Source organism: Pseudomonas sp. BN414 (assembly GCF_029871275.1).
Lineage (GTDB): Bacteria > Pseudomonadota > Gammaproteobacteria > Pseudomonadales > Pseudomonadaceae > Metapseudomonas > Metapseudomonas resinovorans_C.
The window spans coordinates 196,036-217,339 of the sequence record NZ_SSOL01000071.1 but is presented as its reverse complement, the minus strand read 5'-3'; the positions used below and the strand labels follow the sequence as shown (position 1 = coordinate 217,339).

22 protein-coding genes are annotated in these 21,304 nt (G+C 63.9%); all 22 read left to right on the top strand.

Going from position 1 to position 21,304, the window contains the following annotated elements; all coding sequences use genetic code 11:
* The first annotated feature begins 1 nt into the window (after position 1).
* Positions 2 to 799, top strand: coding sequence for a flagellar assembly protein FliH (gene fliH / locus E8E95_RS19070; RefSeq protein WP_280352788.1), 798 nt, complete (start codon positions 2 to 4; stop codon positions 797 to 799).
* Complete coding sequence (fliI, locus tag E8E95_RS19065; RefSeq protein ID WP_280352787.1) at positions 789 to 2,141, top strand: flagellar protein export ATPase FliI; 1,353 nt, start codon at positions 789 to 791, stop codon at positions 2,139 to 2,141. Before fliH ends, fliI begins: the two co-directional genes overlap by 11 nt.
* 6 nt (positions 2,142 to 2,147) lie before the next feature.
* Positions 2,148 to 2,594: a flagellar export protein FliJ gene (fliJ, locus tag E8E95_RS19060; RefSeq protein WP_280352786.1), complete on the top strand. Its 447-nt coding sequence runs from the start codon at positions 2,148 to 2,150 to the stop codon at positions 2,592 to 2,594.
* 259 nt (positions 2,595 to 2,853) lie between these two features.
* A complete protein-coding gene (locus tag E8E95_RS19055) occupies positions 2,854 to 3,159 on the top strand; it encodes an STAS domain-containing protein (protein ID WP_028626550.1) in 306 nt (101 codons plus the stop codon).
* Between the two features lie 11 nt (positions 3,160 to 3,170).
* Positions 3,171 to 4,865 carry a fused response regulator/phosphatase gene (locus E8E95_RS19050; RefSeq protein WP_280352785.1) on the top strand — a complete coding sequence of 565 codons (1,695 nt, stop codon included), beginning with the start codon at positions 3,171 to 3,173 and terminating at the stop codon, positions 4,863 to 4,865.
* A 32-nt stretch (positions 4,866 to 4,897) separates the two neighbouring features.
* Positions 4,898 to 5,251 (top strand): Hpt domain-containing protein, encoded by a 354-nt coding sequence (locus E8E95_RS19045; RefSeq protein ID WP_280352783.1) that lies wholly within the window; start codon positions 4,898 to 4,900, stop codon positions 5,249 to 5,251.
* 80 nt (positions 5,252 to 5,331) lie between these two features.
* Positions 5,332 to 6,594 (top strand): flagellar hook-length control protein FliK, encoded by a 1,263-nt coding sequence (locus E8E95_RS19040; protein ID WP_280352781.1) that lies wholly within the window; start codon positions 5,332 to 5,334, stop codon positions 6,592 to 6,594.
* Positions 6,595 to 6,911: 317 nt separating this feature from the next.
* On the top strand, positions 6,912 to 7,433 hold the full coding sequence (gene fliL, locus E8E95_RS19035; RefSeq protein ID WP_280352779.1) for a flagellar basal body-associated protein FliL: 522 nt from the start codon (positions 6,912 to 6,914) through the stop codon (positions 7,431 to 7,433).
* A gap of 13 nt (positions 7,434 to 7,446) precedes the next feature.
* Positions 7,447 to 8,418: a flagellar motor switch protein FliM gene (fliM, locus tag E8E95_RS19030; RefSeq protein WP_280352777.1), complete on the top strand. Its 972-nt coding sequence runs from the start codon at positions 7,447 to 7,449 to the stop codon at positions 8,416 to 8,418.
* A gap of 42 nt (positions 8,419 to 8,460) precedes the next feature.
* Positions 8,461 to 8,922, top strand: a complete 462-nt coding sequence (fliN, locus tag E8E95_RS19025; RefSeq protein ID WP_280352775.1) for a flagellar motor switch protein FliN — start codon at positions 8,461 to 8,463, stop codon at positions 8,920 to 8,922.
* A 4-nt stretch (positions 8,923 to 8,926) separates the two neighbouring features.
* Positions 8,927 to 9,367, top strand: coding sequence for a flagellar biosynthetic protein FliO (fliO, locus tag E8E95_RS19020; RefSeq protein WP_280352773.1), 441 nt, complete (start codon positions 8,927 to 8,929; stop codon positions 9,365 to 9,367).
* On the top strand, positions 9,367 to 10,116 hold the full coding sequence (gene fliP, locus E8E95_RS19015; RefSeq protein WP_077521919.1) for a flagellar type III secretion system pore protein FliP: 750 nt from the start codon (positions 9,367 to 9,369) through the stop codon (positions 10,114 to 10,116). The genes fliO and fliP overlap by 1 nt, the downstream gene beginning before the upstream one ends.
* A 10-nt stretch (positions 10,117 to 10,126) precedes the next feature.
* Complete coding sequence (fliQ, locus tag E8E95_RS19010; protein ID WP_179060632.1) at positions 10,127 to 10,396, top strand: flagellar biosynthesis protein FliQ; 270 nt, start codon at positions 10,127 to 10,129, stop codon at positions 10,394 to 10,396.
* Between the two features lie 2 nt (positions 10,397 to 10,398).
* Positions 10,399 to 11,175 (top strand): flagellar biosynthetic protein FliR, encoded by a 777-nt coding sequence (gene fliR / locus E8E95_RS19005; RefSeq protein ID WP_179060633.1) that lies wholly within the window; start codon positions 10,399 to 10,401, stop codon positions 11,173 to 11,175.
* Between the two features lie 52 nt (positions 11,176 to 11,227).
* The gene (gene flhB / locus E8E95_RS19000) at positions 11,228 to 12,364 is read left to right on the top strand and encodes a flagellar biosynthesis protein FlhB (RefSeq protein ID WP_280352769.1); all 1,137 of its coding nucleotides are present in this window, start codon (positions 11,228 to 11,230) and stop codon (positions 12,362 to 12,364) included.
* 263 nt (positions 12,365 to 12,627) lie between these two features.
* Positions 12,628 to 14,751, top strand: coding sequence for a flagellar biosynthesis protein FlhA (gene flhA, locus E8E95_RS18995; RefSeq protein WP_280352768.1), 2,124 nt, complete (start codon positions 12,628 to 12,630; stop codon positions 14,749 to 14,751).
* A gap of 15 nt (positions 14,752 to 14,766) precedes the next feature.
* Positions 14,767 to 16,116 (top strand): flagellar biosynthesis protein FlhF, encoded by a 1,350-nt coding sequence (flhF, locus tag E8E95_RS18990; protein ID WP_280352766.1) that lies wholly within the window; start codon positions 14,767 to 14,769, stop codon positions 16,114 to 16,116.
* Between the two features lie 70 nt (positions 16,117 to 16,186).
* Positions 16,187 to 17,020, top strand: a complete 834-nt coding sequence (gene fleN, locus E8E95_RS18985; protein WP_179060636.1) for a flagellar synthesis regulator FleN — start codon at positions 16,187 to 16,189, stop codon at positions 17,018 to 17,020.
* On the top strand, positions 17,017 to 17,763 hold the full coding sequence (fliA, locus tag E8E95_RS18980; RefSeq protein WP_028626565.1) for an RNA polymerase sigma factor FliA: 747 nt from the start codon (positions 17,017 to 17,019) through the stop codon (positions 17,761 to 17,763). Before fleN ends, fliA begins: the two co-directional genes overlap by 4 nt.
* A gap of 83 nt (positions 17,764 to 17,846) precedes the next feature.
* Positions 17,847 to 18,221, top strand: a complete 375-nt coding sequence (locus tag E8E95_RS18975) for a chemotaxis response regulator CheY (protein ID WP_003083073.1) — start codon at positions 17,847 to 17,849, stop codon at positions 18,219 to 18,221.
* A 20-nt stretch (positions 18,222 to 18,241) separates the two neighbouring features.
* Positions 18,242 to 19,030, top strand: a complete 789-nt coding sequence (locus E8E95_RS18970) for a protein phosphatase CheZ (protein ID WP_280352762.1) — start codon at positions 18,242 to 18,244, stop codon at positions 19,028 to 19,030.
* Positions 19,031 to 19,044: 14 nt separating this feature from the next.
* On the top strand, positions 19,045 to 21,288 hold the full coding sequence (locus tag E8E95_RS18965) for a chemotaxis protein CheA (protein ID WP_280352760.1): 2,244 nt from the start codon (positions 19,045 to 19,047) through the stop codon (positions 21,286 to 21,288).
* Positions 21,289 to 21,304 lie beyond the last annotated feature (16 nt).

The following is a 21,304-nucleotide window of genomic DNA, read 5'->3' as shown; positions in this document are numbered from 1 at the left end:
CATGGCCAACAAGGATTCGGCAAGCGAACTGATCCGCGCCAAGGACATCAACGTCTTCGATCGCTGGTCGCTGCCCAGTTTCGACCCGGACGCCCCGCAAGCGGCCGAACCGGAAGAGCCGTTAGCTGCAGAGGCACCCGCGCCCGAGCCTGAACCGCAGATCGAGGAAGTGCCGGTCGAGGAGGTCAAGCCGCTGACGCTGGACGAGCTCGAGGCGATCCGCCAGGACGCCTACAACGAAGGCTTCGCCACCGGCGAGCGCGACGGTTTCCACGCCGGCCAGCTCAAGGCTCGCCAGGAAGCCGAGGCTGCCGTGAATGCCCGCCTTACCCAGCTCGACACGCTGATGGCCCAGCTGCTGGACCCCATCGCCGAGCAGGACCGGCAGATCGAGGAATCCCTGGTGCACCTCACCAGCCTGATCACCCGCCAGGTGATCCAGCGCGAACTGCGCATGGATTCCGGACAGATCCGCCATGTGCTGCGCGAAGCGCTGAAGCTGCTGCCCATGGGCGCCGACAATGTGCGCATCCACATCAACCCGCAGGACTTCGAACAGGTGAAGGCCCTGCGTGAGCGCCATGAAGAAAACTGGCGCATCCTCGAAGACGAATCGCTGGAGCCAGGCGGCTGCCGCGTCGAGACCGAGCATTCGCGCATCGACGCCAGCATCGAGACGCGCCTGAGCCAGGCCATGAAGCAGCTCTTCGAGCAGCAGCGCGAACAGAAGGTCCATCCGCCGTCGGCCGATCTGGTGGTCGACCTGGACTCGCCGGACAGCCTCGACCATGCGTATTGAGCGCGCCAGCTTCGCCAAGCGACTGGCGGGATATAACGACGTCATCGATCTGCCCTCGCAACCCACGGTGGAAGGCCGCCTGCTACGCATGGTGGGCCTCACCCTGGAGGCCGAAGGGCTGCGCGCGCCGGTGGGAAGCCGCTGCCTGGTGATCAACGATGACAGCTACCACCCGGTGCAGGTGGAAGCCGAAGTGATGGGCTTTTCCGGTAGCAAGATCTTTCTGATGCCGGTGGGCAGCCTCTCCGGCATTGCCCCGGGCGCTCGCGTGGTGCCGCTGCCGGATACGGGCCGCCTGCCCATGGGAATGTCCATGCTGGGCCGCGTGCTGGATGGCGCCGGTCGTGCCCTGGATGGCAAGGGCGGCATGAAGGCCGAAGACTGGGTGCCGATGGACGGCCCCACCATCAACCCGCTCAAGCGTCACCCCATCAGCGAACCGTTGGATGTGGGCATTCGCTCCATCAATTCGTTGCTTACCGTCGGCCGCGGGCAGCGCCTCGGCCTGTTCGCCGGCACCGGTGTGGGTAAGTCGGTGCTGCTGGGCATGATGACCCGCTTCACCGAAGCGGAAATCATCGTCGTCGGCCTGATCGGCGAACGGGGCCGCGAGGTGAAGGAGTTCATCGAGCACATCCTCGGTGAGGAAGGCCTCAAACGTTCAGTGGTGGTGGCATCCCCGGCGGACGATGCGCCGCTGATGCGCCTGCGTGCCGCCATGTACTGCACCCGCATCGCCGAGTATTTCCGCGACAAGGGCAAGAACGTCCTGCTGCTGATGGATTCCCTGACCCGCTTCGCCCAGGCCCAGCGCGAGATCGCCCTGGCCATTGGCGAACCGCCGGCCACCAAGGGCTACCCGCCGTCGGTGTTCGCCAAGCTGCCGAAGCTGGTGGAGCGCGCCGGTAACGCGGAACAGGGGGGCGGTTCCATCACGGCCTTCTATACCGTGCTTTCCGAAGGCGACGACCAGCAGGACCCCATTGCCGACTCCGCGCGCGGCGTGCTCGACGGCCACTTCGTGCTGTCCCGTCGCCTGGCCGAGGAAGGCCACTACCCGGCCATCGACATCGAAGCCTCCATCAGCCGGGTCATGCCGCAGGTGGTCAGCCCCGAGCACATGAAGATGGCCCAGCGCTTCAAGCAGCTGTGGTCGCGCTACCAGCAGAGCCGCGACCTGATCAGCGTCGGCGCCTACGTCGCCGGTGGTGATCCTGACACCGATCTGGCCATCGCCCGCCAGCCGGCCATGAGCGCCTTCCTGCGCCAGGGCCTGGACGAGAGCGAGAGCCTTCCCCAGAGCGCCCAGCGTCTTGCGGCCGCCCTGGGAATCCAGGGCTGATAGCGCATGTCGCAGAATCGTGCGGCGCGCCTGGCGCCGGTGGTCGAGATGGCCGCGCGCGCCGAGCGAGAAGCGGCGCGTATGCTCGGCCGCTGCCAGGCCCAGGCCACCCAGGCGGAAATGAAGCTGGGCGAGCTGGAGCGCTATCGCTCCGACTACCAGCAGCAATGGATCGAGGAAGGGCGGCGCGGCGTTTCCGGCCAATGGTTGATGAACTACCAGCGCTTCCTGTCGCAGCTCGAATCCGCCATCGGTCAGCAGTTGCAGAGCGTCAATTGGCACCGCGACAACCTCGACAAGGCCCGCGCCGCCTGGCAGCAGCGCTACGCGCGTCTCGAAGGGCTGCGCAAGCTGGTGCAGCGCTACCTCGACGAAGCCCGTGCGGCCGAAGACAAGCGCGAGCAGAAGCTGCTGGACGAACTGGCCCAGCGCTTGCCGGCCAGAGACCTGTAGGGGCGAAATCATTGGCTGTTGCCAGAATCGATAGTCGGCAAAGGAGTCTTGTAGGAGCTAGCTTGCTAGCGAAAAAGGGACCATTCGCTGGCAAGCCAGCTCCTACAGGCAATGCAGTCCCGTTCCGCTGCAACCAGTTCTTCAACACGTCATCTCAGAACCATAAATTCTCCCGGCTCGCCGCTTTCCAGTTGCCGTGCCTGAAGGCGGGTGCTAAATCTTCACCACGCGCATTCCGAACTTGAACAAGGAGCTTTGCATGGCCATCACCTCGATGCCCTCCGACGATGGGCAGGAGCTGACCATCACTATCCAGGGACGTTTCGATTTCGGCGCCCACCAGGAATTCCGCGACGCCTACGAGCGCGTCAATTTCACCCCCAAGCGCTACGTCGTGGATCTCAAGGGCACCACTTATCTCGACAGCTCTGCCCTCGGCATGCTGCTGCTTCTGCGTGACCACGCCGGTGGCGAGCGTGCACAGATCCGCCTTGCCAACTGCAACCCCGACGTCCGCAAGATCCTCGCCATTTCCAACTTCGAACAACTGTTCCAGATCGCCTGAGGCCCGTTGCCATGCCGTCGCCGCTGACGATCCTGATTGCCGAGGACAACGCGGCGGACAGGCTGCTGCTGTCCACCATTGTCAGCCGCCAGGGCCACCGCGCCCTGACGGCCGCCAATGGCCGCGAGGCTGTTGCGCTGTTCCAGCAGGAGCAGCCGCAACTGGTATTGATGGATGCCCTGATGCCGGTGATGGACGGCTTCGAAGCTGCCCGCCGGATCAAGCAACTGGCCGGCGAAGCGCTGGTGCCGATCATCTTCCTCACCTCCCTCACCGAGAACGAGGCATTGGTGCGCTGTCTGGAGGCGGGCGGCGATGACTTCCTCGCCAAGCCCTACAACCGCGTGATCCTCGAAGCCAAGATCAAGGCGCTTGACCGGCTGCGCCGCCTGCAGGACACGGTACTGCAGCAGCGTGACCTGATCGCTCGGCACAACGAACACCTGGTCACCGAACAGCGAGTGGCCAAGGCGGTATTCGACAAGGTGGCGCACTCGGGCTGCCTGAGCGCGCCGAACATCCGCTACCTGCAATCGCCCTACGCGCTATTCAATGGCGACTTGCTGCTGGCGGCCTACAAGCCCTCCGGCGGCATGCATGTGCTGCTTGGCGACTTCACCGGCCACGGCCTGCCGGCGGCCATTGGCGCCATGCCCCTGGCCGAGGTGTTCTACGGCATGACCGCCAAGGGTTATGCCATGGCGGACATCCTGCGGGAGATGAACGCCAAGCTGAAACGCATCCTGCCGGTTGGCGTGTTCTGCTGTGCCACCTTCCTCAACCTCAGTTTCCAGCGGCGTCTGGTCGAGGTATGGAATGGCGGTCTTCCCGAGGGTTATCTGCGTCGAGCGGATAGCGGCGAGCTGGTGCCGCTGGTGTCGCGCCACCTGCCGCTGGGGGTGCTCGACCAGGGCAGCTTCAACGCGCATTTCGAGTCCTACCCCATCGAGACCGGCGACCGCATCTTCCTGGTCTCTGATGGCGTGCTGGAAACCCGCAACGACAGTGACGAAACCTTCGGGGACCAGCGCTTGCGTGAGGTTTTCGATGCCAATGGCGACGGCAACCGACTATTCGACGAAATCCAGCTGGCGCTGAGCGCCTTCCGTGGTCATGCCCAAGACGATGTCAGCATGATCGAAGTGCGCATGCTCGATGACTCCAACGAGCGCGCCAAATTGGCCTTCACCGACAGTGGCCAGGCCAGCCCGCTGGACTGGTCGGCGTCCTTCGAGTTTCGCGCCCAGACACTCAAACGCTTCAATCCGCTGCCGTTCCTCCTGCAGCTTCTGCTGGAAGTCCAGGGGCTGCGCGACCAGGGTGGTGCGCTCTACACCGTGCTGGCCGAGCTCTACTCCAATGCGCTGGAACATGGTGTGCTGGGGCTGGATTCGTCCCTCAAGCGCAATGCCGAAGGCTTCGCCCTCTACTATCGCGAGCGTAGCGAACGCCTCGCCGGGCTGGAGGACGGCTATGTGCGCTTCAATCTGCAACTGGTCCCGGAAGGCCGGGGAGGGCGGTTGCTGGTGCATGTGGAGGACAGCGGCCAGGGCTTCGAACTGGGCTCTGTCCTGGCGCGCGAACCACTCACGGAAGGTCTCTGTGGTCGGGGCCTGACGCTGATCAGGCAGCTCGCTGCGAGCTGCGAGCCCGCCGAGGATGGCAAGGGCATTCGCGTCGAATTCCGTTGGCCCGTTAAGGCATAATTTTCTGACGTTCAGTGAAGGGAGCGACGGAGTTGTCCGATATCCATCTCGACCATTCAGTGCTGTCCGCCCTGCGGGATGTCATGGAGGACGAGTTCCCCGTGTTGCTGGATACCTTCCTGGCGGACTCGGCGGAACGGCTGCGACAGATCCGCCAGGCCAATGCCGCATCCGATAGCCAGGCCCTGCGCCTGGCTGCCCACAGCTTCAAGGGCAGCTGCAGCAACATGGGTGCCCTCGAGCTGGCGGGCCTGTGCAAGCAACTGGAGGACATGGCCCGTCGTGACCAGCTTTCCGATGCACCTGGCGTCATCCTGCTGATCGAGCAGGAGTTCCTCACTGTCCGTGGTCTGCTGCAGGAAGCACGTCGCGGCCTGCCGCACTGATCAAGACTCCCGCCGCCCGGCCATGTTGGCCCATCCCTTGCACTCACACTGGCACGAACCAACCCGAGCGGAGAGTGCCCATGCCCGTTGCCCCCGATCTGCTTCTTCAGGCCCGGCCTGAAGTGAAGCCGAAAGCACCGGCCGCAAAAGCCCCGGAAAAACCGGCGGAAACCAACAAGGGCGAGGCTTCCAGCTTCGCCCAGATGTACGCGAAAGAGCGTCAGGCCAAGGCTGCGGAACGCAGCGAGGCCGCTGCGAAACAGGCCAGAGACAAGGCAGACGAAGCGGCAAGCCAGGACACGCCGGTGGCAGATCCTGCCGCCAGCCCGCCCGCCGTTGCCGAAAGCGGCAAGCCGTTGCCGGCCGAGGAAGGCGATGACGCTGAGGCGAAGCCTGATGAGCCAGTGATGGACCCGCTGCTACTCATGGGAATGACCGGCGAGTTGCCAGCCGATACCGCGCCAGTGGAGGCCGCATTGCCGGTGACTCCGCAGATGACCAGCAGTGCCCCGGCGACCCTGAGCGAAGCCAGTCTCGATCCGGACCTTGACCAGCTCAACGGCGTACCAGCGGTGAAAATGGCGCTGGAGCAGAGCGCCCAGGCCGCCCAGCAGGCGCAGAGTGCGGCCACCCAGGCGGCGCAGGCTGCACCCTCCGCTGACCAGGACTTCGCCGATGCCCTGACCGCCTTCGCCGACAAGCCGCTGGAGGCAGGCGAAGGCAAGCTCGACAAGGCGCTGGCATCCGCTGAACTGTCGGTGGAGTTGACGGAAGGCCTTGGCGAAAACAAAGGTGAAGTGCGCAACGAACTGCTGGCCAGCCGCCTCAATGCTCTGAGCCAGGCCGTCAGCCAGCAGGCTGCCCAGGCCCAGCGTGCGCCGGCACTGGTCCCCGGACAGCCGGTTGCCATGCAGCAGGGTGGCTGGAGTGAGGCGGTCGTGGACCGGGTGATGTGGCTGTCGAGCCAGAACCTCAAGTCTGCGGAGATCCAGCTTGATCCCCAGGAACTAGGAAGGCTCGAGGTCCGGGTTCACATGACCCCGGATCAAACCCAGGTGACCTTCGCCAGCGCCAACGCCAACGTTCGCGATGCCCTGGAAGGGCAGATGCACCGCCTGCGCGACATGTTCGCCCAGCAGGGCATGAGCCAGCCCGACGTGAACGTGTCCGACCAGTCGCTCAATCGCGGTTGGCAGGGACAGGGTGGCGACGGTGAGCGGCGCTCCGGCGGTGGTCGTGCCGACTTCGGCGGTGGCAGCGACGAGGAGATCAGCGTGAGCCACAGCGAGATCCGTCCGACCAGCTCCGGTGGTGGACGCGGGTTGGTGGATTTCTACGCCTGACGTCGCTTTCCCTCTCCCCCAGCCCCTCTCCCTGAAGCGGAGAGGGGAGTTCATCCGTGCCGAAATGAAGGGTTTGTTCAGATGAGCTCTGCAGCTTCCGGCTGAATGACGATGCATCCGGCGCGAGTCACAGGGAGAGGGCGTTTCCCCCGCGCCAAGATTTCCGCCAACCCCTCGTGACAGCCGCCCCCCGACACTGGTATATCCGCAGCCCTGAAGCGTTTGCCTGAACCGCCGGTTGGCCGGCGAGCTGGCATAACACTTGCTCATTCCCCAGGAGAAAGCGGGTTTTCCCCGCTCGGCGACGGATTATTGGCATGGCGAAGAAACAAGCGAAGGCCCCGGCAGAGGGCGCTGTGGCAGGCGGCAAGAGCAAGCTGAAGCTCATCATTCTGGGCGTCGTGGCGTTGTTGCTGGCGATCGGCCTGTCGGTCGGCGCTACCTGGTTCTTCCTCAGTCGCGGCGACAAGTCCGCCGAGCCGGACAAGGAACAAGCCGCCGCCGAAGCGCCCACCAAACAACCCGCCATTTACCAGGACCTCGCTCCGGCCTTCGTGGTCAACTTCAGCCAGAACGGTCGCCAGCGCTACATGCAGGTGAGCGTTGCGCTCATGGCCCGTGACCAGGCCCAGGTGGATGCGCTCAAGGTGCACATGCCGGTGCTGCGCAACAAGCTGGTCATGCTGTTCTCCAGCCAGAGCTTCGACAACCTGGTTACGCCCGTGGGCAAGGAAATGCTGCGTCAGCAAGCCACCGCTGCCGTGCAGGAGCTGGCCAAGCAGGAAACCGGGGCGATAACCGTCGAGCAAGTGCTCTTCACCAACTTCGTACTGCAGTAGGCAAGGTACAACCATGGCTGTTCAAGACCTGCTGTCCCAGGATGAAATCGACGCGCTGCTGCACGGCGTCGACGATGGCCTGGTTGAAACCGAAACCGATGCGGACCCTAGCAGTGTCAAAAGCTATGACCTGACCAGCCAGGACCGCATCGTCCGGGGGCGCATGCCGACCCTGGAAATGATCAACGAGCGCTTCGCCCGCTATACCCGCATCAGCATGTTCAACCTCCTGCGGCGCTCCGCCGACGTGGCGGTCGGCGGCGTGCAGGTGATGAAGTTCGGCGAATATGTGCATTCGCTCTATGTGCCCACCAGCCTCAACCTGGTGAAGATGAAGCCGCTGCGCGGTACCTCACTGTTCATCCTCGACGCCAAGCTGGTGTTCAAGCTGGTGGACAACTTCTTCGGTGGCGACGGCCGTCACGCCAAGATCGAGGGTCGCGAGTTCACGCCTACCGAGCTGCGCGTCGTGCGCATGGTCCTGGACCAGGCCTTCGTCGACCTGGCCGAGGCCTGGCACGCGGTGATGGATGTGAACTTCGAGTACATCAACTCCGAAGTGAACCCGGCACTGGCCAATATCGTCAGCCCCAGCGAAGTGGTGGTCGTATCCACCTTCCACATCGAACTGGATGGCGGTGGTGGCGACCTGCACATCACCATGCCCTATTCGATGATCGAGCCGATCCGCGAGATGCTCGACGCCGGCTTCCAGTCCGATGTCGACGACCAGGACGAACGCTGGATCAAGGCACTGCGCGAGGACATCCTCGACGTCAGCGTGCCGGTGGCTGCCACCGTGGTGCGCCGTCAGCTCAAATTGCGGGACATCCTGCACATGCAGCCGGGCGATGTGATCCCGGTAGAGATGCCCGAGCACATGATCATGCGCGCCAATGGCGTGCCGGCCTTCAAGGCCAAGCTGGGGTCGCACAAGGGCAACCTGTCCCTGCAGATCCTCGAACCGATCGAACGCCAGCGCTGATTGCGCGTTTCCCACGAATTCAGAGCCAGCCGAGGTCAAGCGATGGCAAACGACATGGACACCACCCCAGAAGAACAGGCCCTGGCCGATGAGTGGGCTGCGGCCCTGGCCGAGGCAGGTGACGCTTCCCAGGACGATATCGACGCACTGATGAACCAGGGCTCCTCCGCTCCGAGTTCTCCACGCGCGCCCATGGAAGAGTTCGGCAGCGTACCCAAGGCCAGCGGTCCGGTCAGCCTCGACGGCCCGAACCTGGATGTGATCCTGGATATCCCGGTGTCCATTTCCATGGAAGTGGGCAACACCGACATCACCATCCGCAACCTGCTGCAGCTCAACCAGGGCTCGGTGATCGAGCTTGACCGACTGGCCGGCGAGCCGCTGGACGTGCTGGTCAACGGCACGCTGATCGCCCACGGCGAAGTGGTGGTGGTCAACGAGAAGTTCGGTATCCGGCTGACCGATGTGATCAGCCCGAGCGAACGCATCAAGAAGCTGCGCTGAAACCATGCGCCGTTTTCTTCTTGCCGGGCTGTTTCTGCTGCCCCTCGGCGGCTTCGCCGCTGAAACCGCAGTAACCACGCCACCTCCCGCTGCAGCGGCCGCCCAGGCTGGCAGCGGCATGGCTGCGCAGCTGGGCCAACTGGCCATTGGCCTGTTGCTGGTGGTGGGGCTGATCTTTGTGCTCGCCTGGCTGCTGCGCCGGGTGCAGCAGCTCGGTCCACGAAGCGGCCAGGTGATCAAGCTGGTGGCCAGCCAGGCCCTCGGCCCGCGTGACCGACTGGTGCTGGTGCAAGTGGGCGGTGAGCAGATCCTGCTCGGCATCAGCGCTGGCCGCATCACGCCGCTGCATGTGCTGAAAGAGCCCGTGCAACTGGCTGACGCCCAGACCGCCAGCCCGGAATTCGCCCAACGACTGATGGAATTGCTCGGCAAGGACAAGCACTGATGCCCCGCCTCCTCATTGCGCTGCTGCTGGTGTTGGCCGCGCCCCTGGCGCTTGGCGCCGACAATCCGCTGTCGGTTCCCGCCATCACCTTGTCCACCAACCCTGAAGGACAGCAGGAATACTCGGTAAGCCTGCAGATCCTGCTGATCATGACGGCGCTGAGCTTCATTCCAGCGTTCGTCATGCTGATGACCAGCTTCACCCGGATCATCATCGTCTTCTCCATCCTGCGCCAGGCGCTGGGATTGCAGCAGACGCCGTCGAACCAGATCCTGATTGGCCTGGCCCTGTTCCTGACGATGTTCATCATGGCGCCGGTGTTCGACCAGGTGAACCGCGAGGCGCTGCAGCCCTATCTCAATGAGCAGATGACGGCCCAGGATGCGATCGCCAAGGCCGAAGTGCCGATCAAGAACTTCATGCTGGCGCAGACCCGTGCCAGCGACCTCGACCTGTTCATGCGGCTGTCCAAGCGCACCGACATCCCCAGCCCGGATGCCGCGCCGCTGACCATCCTGGTGCCGGCCTTCGTCACCTCCGAGCTGAAGACCGCCTTCCAGATCGGCTTCATGATCTTCATCCCGTTCCTGATCATCGACCTGGTGGTGGCCAGCGTGCTGATGGCGATGGGCATGATGATGCTCTCGCCCCTGATCATCTCCCTGCCGTTCAAGATCATGCTCTTCGTCCTGGTGGATGGCTGGGCCCTGATCATCGGCACCCTTGCCGGCAGTTTCGGCGGCGTCTAGGAGAGTTGCGATGACTCCGGAAGTTGCAGTCGACCTGTTCCGTGAAGCGCTCTGGCTGACCTGCCTGATCGTCGGCATCCTGGTGGTGCCGAGCCTGGTGGTCGGCCTGATCGTCGCCATGTTCCAGGCAGCCACGCAGATCAACGAACAGACGCTGAGCTTCCTGCCGCGCCTGCTGGTGATGCTGCTCACCCTGATCTGGGCCGGCCCCTGGCTCACTCGCCAACTGATGGAGTACATCCAGACGCTCTATCAGAACATCCCGATGCTGATCGGCTGACCATGCTCGAACTCAGCGACGCACAGATCGGCGGCTGGGTCGGCAGCTTCGTGCTGCCACTGTTCCGCATTGCCGCGCTGCTGATGACCATGCCGATCATCGGCACCCAGCTCGTGCCGACGCGGGTTCGCCTGTACCTGGCGCTGGCGATTGCCGTGGTACTGGTGCCGACCTTGCCGCCCATGCCGCAGGTGGATGCGATCAACCTCGGCAACATCCTTCTGATTGGCGAGCAGATTCTGATCGGGGCTTTGCTCGGTTTCGTGCTGCAGCTGTTCTTCCATGCTTTCGTGGTGGCGGGGCAGATCATCTCGATGCAGATGGGCCTGGGTTTCGCCTCCATGGTCGATCCCACTAACGGCGTTTCGGTGCCGGTGCTCGGCCAGTTCTACCTGATGCTGGTGACCCTGCTGTTCCTCTCCATGAACGGTCATCTGGTGGTGTTCGAGATTCTCGCCGAAAGCTTCGTCACCCTCCCGGTGGGTGGCGGGTTGCTGACCAGCCATCATTGGGAAGTGGCCGGCAAGCTTGGCTGGGTGATGGGCGCCGGCTTGCTGCTGTCGCTGCCGGCGATCACCGCGCTGCTGGTGGTCAACCTGGCATTTGGCGTGATGACCCGTGCGGCGCCGCAGCTGAACATCTTCTCCATCGGCTTCCCGCTGACGCTGGCGCTAGGCCTGGTGATCGTCTGGATCGGCATGGCCGACATCCTCAGCCAGTACCAGGTACTGGCTGGCGACGCACTGCAGCTCATGCGTGAGCTGGCGAGGGCGCGATGAACAATCCCTTACCCGTCCCGGCGGTTTCCCGGGCCTACTGCTGAGGTGAGCCGTGGCAGAGAGTGAGAGTGGGGCCGATAAGAGCGAGGAACCCACAGGCAAACGGTTGCAGGAAGCCCGCGATAAGGGCCAGATCGCCCGTTCCCGGGAGCTCAATACCCTGGCCGTGACCCTGGCTGGGGCGGGTGGCGTCCTCGCAACCGGTGGCGGCATGGCCGACATGCTGATGAAGCTGATGCACAGCAACTTCGACCTGCCGCGCGCCGTGCTGATGGATGAGCGCAGCATGGGGTTGTTCCTGCTCACCTCGGGCAAGATGGCGCTGGACGCAGTGTTGCCCTTGCTGATCACCCTGCTGGTCGTTTCCATTGTCGGCCCGATTTCCCTGGGTGGCTGGCTGTTCTCAACCGAATCGCTGATGCCCAAGTCCAGCCGCATGAACCCGCTTTCCGGGCTCAAACGGATGTTCTCGCTGCATGCATTGGCGGAACTGCTCAAGGCGCTGGCCAAGTTCGCGCTGATCCTGCTGGTGGCGCTCGCGGTGCTCAATTCTGACCGTGACGATCTTCTCGCCATCGCCCATGAGCCGCTGGACATGGCCATCCTGCACAGCGTCCAGGTAGTGGGCTGGAGCGCGGTCTGGCTTGCCTGCGGCCTGATCCTCATCGCCGCCGTGGACGTGCCTTTCCAGCTCTGGGACAACAAGCAGAAGCTGATGATGACCAAGCAGGAAGTGCGCGACGAGTACAAGGACTCCGAGGGCAAGCCCGAGGTCAAGTCGCGAATCCGCCGACTCCAGCGCGAAATGGCCGAGCGGCGCATGATGGCCGCCGTGCCCCAGGCCGATGTGGTCATCACCAACCCGACCCACTTCGCCGTGGCGCTCAAGTACGACGCCGAAAAGGGCGGCGCGCCGATGCTGCTGGCCAAGGGTAATGACTTCACCGCACTGAAGATCCGCGAGATCGCCCAGGAGAGCCAGATCACCGTGCTGGAATCCCCAGCGCTGGCGCGGGCGGTGTACTACTCCACCGAGCTGGACCAGGAAATCCCGGCCGGTCTCTACCTGGCGGTTGCCCAGGTCCTCGCCTACGTCTATCAGCTCAAGCAGTTCCGCGCTGGTCGAGGCAAGCGCCCGGCGCCGCTGAACGACCTGCCCATTCCGGCGGATTTGCGGCGGGATGAGTGACATTGCTCCTGGTCTGCTCGTTTTTTGTGGGGGCGAATTTATTCGCTAAGCAGGTCGAAGACCTGCCCAGCAGAATCAGATGGGGCAGCTTCGCCGCCCTTTGCGAATGAATTCGCCCCCACAGGAACAGCTCCTTACTCCCTTGCAATCAATCCCTTAACGAAGTTGGAAAGCTTCTTGCACAAAGGGGATCGAGACGCCGTCTGGCGTCAAAAGATTGGATGTGCGGAGCGATGCTTCGCGAAAGGGGTAGGGGAGTAGCAGTGGATCGTACGCAACTGATCGGCAATGTCCGCAGTAACCTGATCGGCATGGGCCGCGGCAACCTCGGGGTGCCGCTGCTGGTGCTGGTGATGCTGGGCATGATGACCCTGCCGGTGCCGCCGTTCCTGCTGGACGTCTTCTTCACCTTCAACATCGCCCTGTCCATCGTCGTCCTGCTGGTGTCCGTGTACGCCTTGCGCCCGTTGGACTTCGCCGTCTTCCCCACCATCCTGCTGGTAGCGACCCTGTTGCGTCTGGCGCTGAACGTCGCGTCCACCCGCGTGGTGCTGCTTCACGGCCAGGACGGCCACGATGCCGCCGGCAAGGTGATCCAGGCCTTCGGCGACGTGGTGGTGGGCGGCAACTACGTGGTCGGTGCCGTGGTCTTCGCGATCCTGATGATCATCAACTTCGTGGTGGTCACCAAGGGTGCCGGACGTATCTCCGAAGTGAGTGCGCGTTTCACCCTGGACGCCATGCCCGGCAAGCAGATGGCCATCGACGCCGACCTCAACGCTGGCCTCATCGATCAGGCCGAGGCCAAGAAACGCCGTTCCGAGGTTTCCCAGGAAGCCGACTTCTACGGCTCCATGGACGGTGCGAGCAAGTTCGTACGCGGCGACGCCATCGCCGGCCTGCTGATCCTCTTCATCAACCTCATCGGCGGCATGGCCATCGGCATGCTGCAGCATGGCCTGAGCTTCAGCGACGCCGGCCGCATCTACTCGCTGCTGACCATCGGCGACGGCCTGGTGGCGCAGATTCCGTCGCTGCTGCTGTCCACCGCGGCGGCCATCATGGTGACCCGCGTGTCCTCGTCCGAAGACATGGGGCAGCAGGTCAATCGCCAGATGTTCGCCTCGCCCAAGGCGCTGGCGGTATCCGCGATGATCCTCATTGCCATGGGCCTGGTGCCGGGCATGCCGCACGTGTCGTTCGTTGGCCTGGGCCTGGTGGCTGCCGGCGGTGCCTGGTGGATCTGGCATCGGCAGAAGCAAGTCAAGGAGCAGGCGGTGCAGGAGGAGCAGCGTCAGCAGGAATTGCTGCCGGCTCAACGTGCACAGGAAACCAAGGAGCTCGGCTGGGACGACGTGACCCCGGTGGACCTCGTCGGCCTGGAAGTGGGCTACCGCCTGATTCCGCTGGTGGACCGCAACCAGGGCGGCCAGTTGCTGGCTCGGATCAAGGGCGTACGCAAGAAGCTGTCCCAGGAAATGGGCTTCCTGATGCCCTCGGTGCATATCCGCGACAACCTCGACCTGCTGCCCAACGCCTATCGCTTGACGCTGATGGGCGTCAGCGTGGCCGAGGCGGAGGTTTATCCGGACCGCGAACTGGCGATCAACCCCGGCCAGGTGTTCGGCACCCTCAATGGGGTCGCCGCCAAGGATCCGGCGTTCGGCCTGGAGGCGGTGTGGATCGACGCCAGCCAGCGTGATCAGGCGCAGTCGCTCGGCTACACCGTGGTCGATGCCGGCACCGTGGTCGCCACTCACCTGAATCAGGTGCTGCACAAGCACGCCCACGAGTTGCTCGGCCATGAAGAAGTCCAGCAACTGATGCAGAACCTGGCCAAGAGCTCGCCACGTCTGGCCGAAGAGCTGGTGCCGGGCATGGTGTCGCTGTCGACCCTGCTCAAGGTGCTCCAGGCCCTGCTGCAAGAGCAGGTGCCGGTACGTGACATCCGCACCATCGCCGAAGCCATCGCGAACATCGCGCCGAAGAGTCAAGATCCCGCCGCGTTGGTCGCGGCGGTCCGTGTCTCGCTGGCGCGCGCAATCGTGCAAAGCATTGTAGGACTAGAGCCGGAGCTGCCTGTGATCACTCTGGAACCCAGGTTGGAACAGATATTGCTGAATAGCCTGCAGAAGGCCGGACAAGGTTCGGAAGATGGCGTTCTCCTCGAACCCGGAATGGCCGAGAAGCTGCAACGTTCCCTGGTGGAAGCGGCGCAGCGCCAGGAAATGCTCGGCAAGCAGGCGATCCTGCTGGTGGCCGGACCGATCCGGGCGATGATGTCGCGCTTCGCAAGGCTCGCCGTGCCAACCATGCACGTACTGGCCTACCAGGAAATACCGGACAACAAGCAGGTCACCATAGTTGCGACTGTGGGGCAGAACTAACCGAGGTCAACGGCCATGCAGGTCAAACGTTTCTTCGCCGCCGATATGCGTCAAGCCATGAAGCTGGTGCGTGATGAACTGGGCGCGGATGCCGCCATCATCGGTAACCGCCGTGTCGCCGGCGGTGTCGAGCTGACCGCGGCGCTGGACTACCCGATGCCGGCAGCGGCCCCGAGCAGGCCGAACCCGGCCCTCGAGGCGGAGTTGCGCAAGACCCAGGCGCGCATTGCCGAAGCCCAGGCTGAGTTGACCACCCGTGCTCAGGCCGACGCCGGCAAGGACCGTCAATTGTTCGCCGGGGAGCCCCTGACCGCCATCGAGTCGGAGCTGCCGGAATCCGCCCTGGCCGCTGCCATGAATCGCCCTCGCGCGGTACCCCGTGCTGTGGAGCCCGTCAGTGCGCCCCAGCCCGCTGCCGTGGATCAGGCCGCCCTGGATGCCATGCGCTTCGAACTGAGCGGCCTGCGTGAACTGATCGAAGTGCAACTCGGCTCCATCGCCTGGGGCCAGATGCAGAGCCGCCGCCCGCAGCAGGCCAGCCTCTGGCGCCGCCTGCAGCGCATGGGCCTGCCGGCTGAACTGGCCCGCGCCCTGCTGGACAAAGTGGCCAAAGTCAGCGAGCCGCGCCAGGCCTGGCGCATGCTGCTGGCGCACCTGGCTCACGCCATTCGCACGCCGCAGATCGAACCGATGGAAGAGGGTGGCGTGATCGCCCTGGTCGGTCCGGCCGGCATGGGCAAGACCACAACCCTGGCCAAGATGGCTGCCCGCTACGTGCTCAAGTACGGCGCGCAAAACGTCGCCCTGGTGAGCATGGACAGTTTCCGCATCGGCGCCCAGGAGCAGATCAAGACCCTGGGCCGAATCCTCAATGTGCCGGTGACCCTCGTCGATCCGGGCCAATCCCTGACCCAGGCCATCGCGCCCCTGGCCCGCAAGCGTGTGGTGCTGATCGATACCGCCGGTCTGCCGGTCAACGATCCGGCCCTGACCATGCAGCTCGAAGCGCTGGCCAGCCGGGCGATAAACGCGAAGAATCACCTGGTGATGGCGGCCACCAGCCAGAGCCAGGTGCTCAAGGCGGCCTATCACAGCTACAAGCGTTGCGGCCTGGTCGGTTGCATCATCACCAAGGCGGATGAAGCCGCCAGCCTGGGCGAGGTATTGGGACTGGCTATCGGCCAGCATCTCCCGGTAGCCTATCTGGCCGACGGCCCGCGAATCCCGGATGATCTGCAGGTTCCGCGCAGCCACCAGCTGGTGAGTCGTGCGGTCAGCCTCCAGGCTCCGGAGGACCCGAGTGAAGAAGCCATGGCCGATCTGTTCGCCGGGCTTTACCAGAATCCGGCGCGCCGCGCCGGTTGAAGAATTGTGAGCCGCCCCGTGTGGGGCGGTGCTGGACCGCCAAACTGGCCCCTAAGGCAAGGTATTTGAAATGGGTAGTATGCATCCCGTACAGGTGATCGCGGTGACCGGCGGCAAGGGCGGCGTTGGCAAGACCAACGTGTCCGTCAACCTCTCGCTGGCCCTGGCCGATCTCGGCCGCCGCGTCATGTTGTTGGACGCCGACCTCGGCCTGGCCAACGTCGACGTCCTGCTCGGCCTTACCGCCAAGCGCACCCTGGCCGATGTGATCAATGGCGAATGCGACCTGCGCGACGTGCTGTTGCAGGGGCCGGGGGGCATTCGCATCGTCCCGGCCGCCTCCGGCACCCAGAGCATGGTGCAGCTTTCGCCCATGCAGCACGCCGGCCTGATCCAGGCATTCAGCGAGATCAGCGACAACCTCGACGTGCTGGTGATCGACACCGCCGCCGGCATCGGCGATTCGGTGGTCAGCTTCGTCCGTGCCGCCCAGGAAGTGATAGTGGTGGTCTGCGACGAACCCACCTCCATCACCGACGCCTACGCGCTGATCAAACTGCTCAACCGCGACTACGGCATGAGCCGCTTCCGCGTGCTGGCCAACATGGCCCACAGCCCGCAGGAAGGGCGCAACCTGTTCGCCAAGCTGACCAAGGTTACCGATCGCTTCCTCGATGTCGCCCTGCAGTACGTGGGCGCCGTCCCCTATGACGAATCGGTGCGCAAGGCCGTGCAGAAGCAACGCGCGGTCTATGAAGCCTTCCCGCGCTCGAAGTGCTCCCTGGCGTTCAAGGCCATCGCACAGAAGGTCGACAGCTGGCCGCTGCCGGCCAATCCGCGGGGCCACCTGGAGTTCTTCGTCGAGCGGCTGGTCCGGCAGCCGTCCACGGAAACCCCTGTATGACACCCGCCACGGGGCTGCGTATGTACGGCAAGGCACAGGCAAGGGATTCGCAACATCAGCTGATCGAACGCTACGCCCCCCTGGTCAAGCGCATCGCCTATCACCTGCTCGCGCGCCTTCCGGCCAGCGTTCAGGTGGAAGACCTCATGCAGTCTGGGATGATCGGACTGCTCGAAGCCTCGAAGAAATACGATGGCAGCAAGGGTGCCAGTTTCGAAACCTACGCCGGCATCCGCATCCGCGGGGCCATGCTCGACGAGGTCCGCAAGGGCGACTGGGCGCCACGTTCGGTGCACCGCAACACGCGCATGGTGAGTGACGCGATCCGCACCATCGAGGCCCGAACAGGTCGCGACGCTAAAGATCAGGAAGTTGCTGCCGAACTTGGATTGAGTCTCGAAGACTACTACGGCATCCTGAGCGACACCTTGGGCAGCCGCCTGTTCAGCTTCGACGACCTGTTGCAGGACGGCGAGCAGGGCGGTGTGCACGAGGACGCCGGTGTCACCCAATTCTCGCCTTCCCATGATCTGGAAGAAGACCGTTTCCAGGCCGCGCTGGCTGATGCCATCGCGAACCTGCCGGAGCGTGAGCGCCTGGTGCTGGCGCTGTATTACGACGAAGAACTGAACTTGAAGGAAATCGGTGAAGTGCTGGGGGTCAGCGAATCACGTGTCAGCCAGTTGCATAGCCAGTGCGCCGCACGCCTGCGCGCACGGCTCGGCGAGTGGCGCGCGCGCTGAACGGTACACCGCTTTCAGATTTGGATGGCGTCCCCGGCAAGAGGGACGTTTGAGACTGTACGGAGGTCGACTTGGACAAGAACATGAAAATCCTCATCGTTGATGATTTCTCGACGATGAGACGCATCATCAAGAACCTCTTGCGCGACTTGGGATTCACCAATACCGCCGAAGCGGACGATGGCACCACCGCCCTGCCCATGCTGCACAGCGGCAACTTCGACTTCCTCGTGACCGACTGGAACATGCCCGGCATGACCGGTATCGACCTGCTGCGCGCGGTACGCGCCGATGAGCGCCTGAAACACCTGCCGGTGCTGATGGTGACTGCCGAGGCCAAGCGCGACCAGATCATCGAAGCGGCCCAGGCCGGTGTGAACGGCTATGTGGTCAAGCCTTTCACTGCCCAGGTCCTGAAAGAAAAAATCGAGAAGATCTTCGAGCGGGTCAACGGCTGAATGTCAGCCGCGAGGGCACCATGGACCAGAAAGAACACCTGCTGGGAGACTTCGAGTCGACCCTGAAAGACCGTGCGCGGGAACTGGTGGACAGCCTCGAAAAAGGCAACTTCACCGACGCCGTACAACTCATCCACGAACTCAATCACGTCCGTGATCGCGGCCTCTACCAGGAAGTCGGCAAGCTCACCCGTGAGCTGCACAACGCCATCGTCAACTTCCAGATCGACCCGCACCTGCCCCATGCCAAGGAGATGTCGCAGATCGCCGATGCGACCGACCGCCTTTCCTATGTGGTGCAGATGACCGAAAAGGCCGCGAACCGCACCATGGATCTGGTGGAGGAAAGCGCGCCGCTGCTGGGCGGCCTGAGCGACGAAGCCCAGAAGCTGGGTGAGGAATGGGGCCGCTTCATGCGTCGGGAAATCGGCGCGGACGGATTCCGTGACCTGGCCCGCCGCATCGAGCAATTCCTCGCCCGCAGCCAGCGCGACACCGATGCGCTGTCCGGGAAGCTCAACGACATCCTGCTCGCACAGGACTACCAGGACCTCACCGGCCAGGTGATCAAGCGCGTCACGCAACTGGTCACCGAGGTGGAAAGCAACCTGGTCAAGCTGGTGATGATGGCCAGCCAGGTCGATCGCTACGCCGGCATCGAGCACGACCACGCCGCGCTGCGCGCAGAGCTGGAACAACAAAAAAATCCTTCCAGGGGTGAAGGTCCGCAGATCCATGCCGATATACGTGAGGACGTGGTGTCCGGACAGGACGACGTCGACGATCTGCTATCCAGCCTTGGGTTTTAGGGAGCACTCCACTTATGAGCTTCGACGCCGATGAAGAAATCCTCCAGGACTTCCTGGTAGAGGCCGGCGAGATTCTGGAGCAATTGTCCGAGCAGCTGGTCGAGCTGGAAAGCCGCCCGGACGACATGGACCTGCTCAACGCGATTTTCCGTGGTTTCCATACCGTGAAAGGTGGCGCGGGCTTCCTCCAGCTGAACGCTCTGGTGGAGTGCTGCCATATCGCCGAAAACGTCTTCGACATCCTGCGCAAGGGCGAACGCCGCGTGGATGCCGAGCTGATGGACGTGGTGCTGCAGGCGCTGGACACGGTCAATGAAATGTTCCGCGAAGTGCGTGAGCGCAGTGAACCGACGCCCGCAACGCCGGAACTGCTGGCTGCCTTGTCGCGCCTGGCCGAACCTGCCGGTGACGAGCCCGTGGCCGCCGCTCCGGCAGCTCCGGCTCCGGTGATCGCCGAGCCGGCTCGCGTCGAAGCGAACGCCGATATCACCGACAGCGAGTTCGAGCAGTTGCTCGACGCGCTGGGCGATAACGTCGGTGGCACCGCCGAGCCCGTCGCTGCTGCTGCCACTGCCGATGAAATCACCGACGACGAATTCGAAGCACTGCTCGACCAACTGCACGGCAAGGGCAAGTTCGCGGCTGTAGCGGAGCCGGAAGCCGCCGTAGCAGCCAGCGCTCCGGTGAGCGCCCTGGTCACCGCTGGCGGTGGCGATGAAATCTCCGACGACGAGTTCGAGGACCTGCTCGACCAGTTGCATGGCAAGGGCAAGTTCAATGGCGCCACCGAAGTGGCAGCCATCACCCCGCCCGCGCCCGTCGTGCCGGCCGCCCCGGTCGCTGGCGCTGGTGAAAACATCACCGACGACGAGTTCGAAGCGCTGCTCGACCAGCTGCACGGTAAGGGCAAGTTCAACGGCGCTACTGAAGAACCGGTTGCCGCTGCCGCTGTCAGCCGTCCCGCACCCGTTGCTGCTCCGGCTCCGGCTGCCAGGCCCGCCGCCAAGGCCGAACCGGCCCCGGCGCCCCGTCAGCCCGCCGCACCGGCAGCCGCTGGCAATGGTGCTGCCGGCCCTGCAGTGGTCAGCGAAGCGGAAACCACCGTTCGGGTGGATACCGCGCGCCTGGACGAAATCATGAACATGGTCGGCGAGCTGGTGCTGGTGCGTAACCGTCTGGTACGCCTGGGTTCCAACAGCGGCGACGAGTCCATGGCCAAGGCCGTGTCCAACCTGGACGTGGTCACTGCCGATCTGCAGACCGCCGTGATGAAAACGCGGATGCAGCCGATCAAGAAAGTCTTCGGCCGTTTCCCGCGCCTGGTTCGTGACCTGGCGCGAAACCTGAAGAAGGAAATCAACCTCGAGCTGGTGGGCGAGGAAACCGACCTGGACAAGAACCTGGTGGAGGCCCTGGCCGATCCGCTGGTTCACCTGGTTCGCAATGCCGTCGACCACGGTATCGAATCGCCCGATGAGCGCGAGGCCGCTGGCAAGCCGCGCACCGGCCGGGTTGTCCTTTCTGCCGAGCAGGAAGGCGACCACATCCTCCTGATGATCACCGACGACGGCAAGGGCATGGATGCAGCCGTGCTGCGTGCCAAGGCGGTGGAGAAAGGGCTGCTGGACAAGGATGCTGCCGAACGCCTGACCGAACTGGAGTGCTACAACCTGATCTTCGCCCCGGGCTTCTCGACCAAGACCGAGATTTCCGACGTGTCCGGCCGCGGCGTCGGCATGGATGTGGTGAAGACCAAGATCTCCCAGCTCAACGGCACCGTGAACGTGTTTTCGCAGAAGGGCGCGGGCTCGAAGATCGTCATCAAGGTCCCGCTGACCCTGGCGATCATGCCGACGCTGATGGTGATGCTGGGCAACCAGGCCTTCGCCTTCCCGCTGGTGAACGTCAACGAGATCTTCCACCTCGACCTGTCGCGCACCAACGTGGTGGATGGCCAGGAAGTGGTGATCGTCCGCGACAAGGCACTGCCGCTCTTCTACCTCAAGCGCTGGCTGGTGCGTGATGCAGCGGTCGAGGAGCAGGGGGAGGGCCATGTGGTGATCCTCTCCGTGGGCACCCAGCGCATCGGCTTCGTGGTCGACCAACTGGTAGGCCAGGAAGAAGTGGTGATCAAGCCGCTCGGCAAGATGCTCCAGGGAACGCCGGGCATGTCCGGTGCCACCATTACCGGTGACGGCCGTATCGCACTGATCCTCGACGTGCCGAGCATGCTCAAGCATTACGCACGCCGTGGTTGATCTGGGGCGGCCAGGA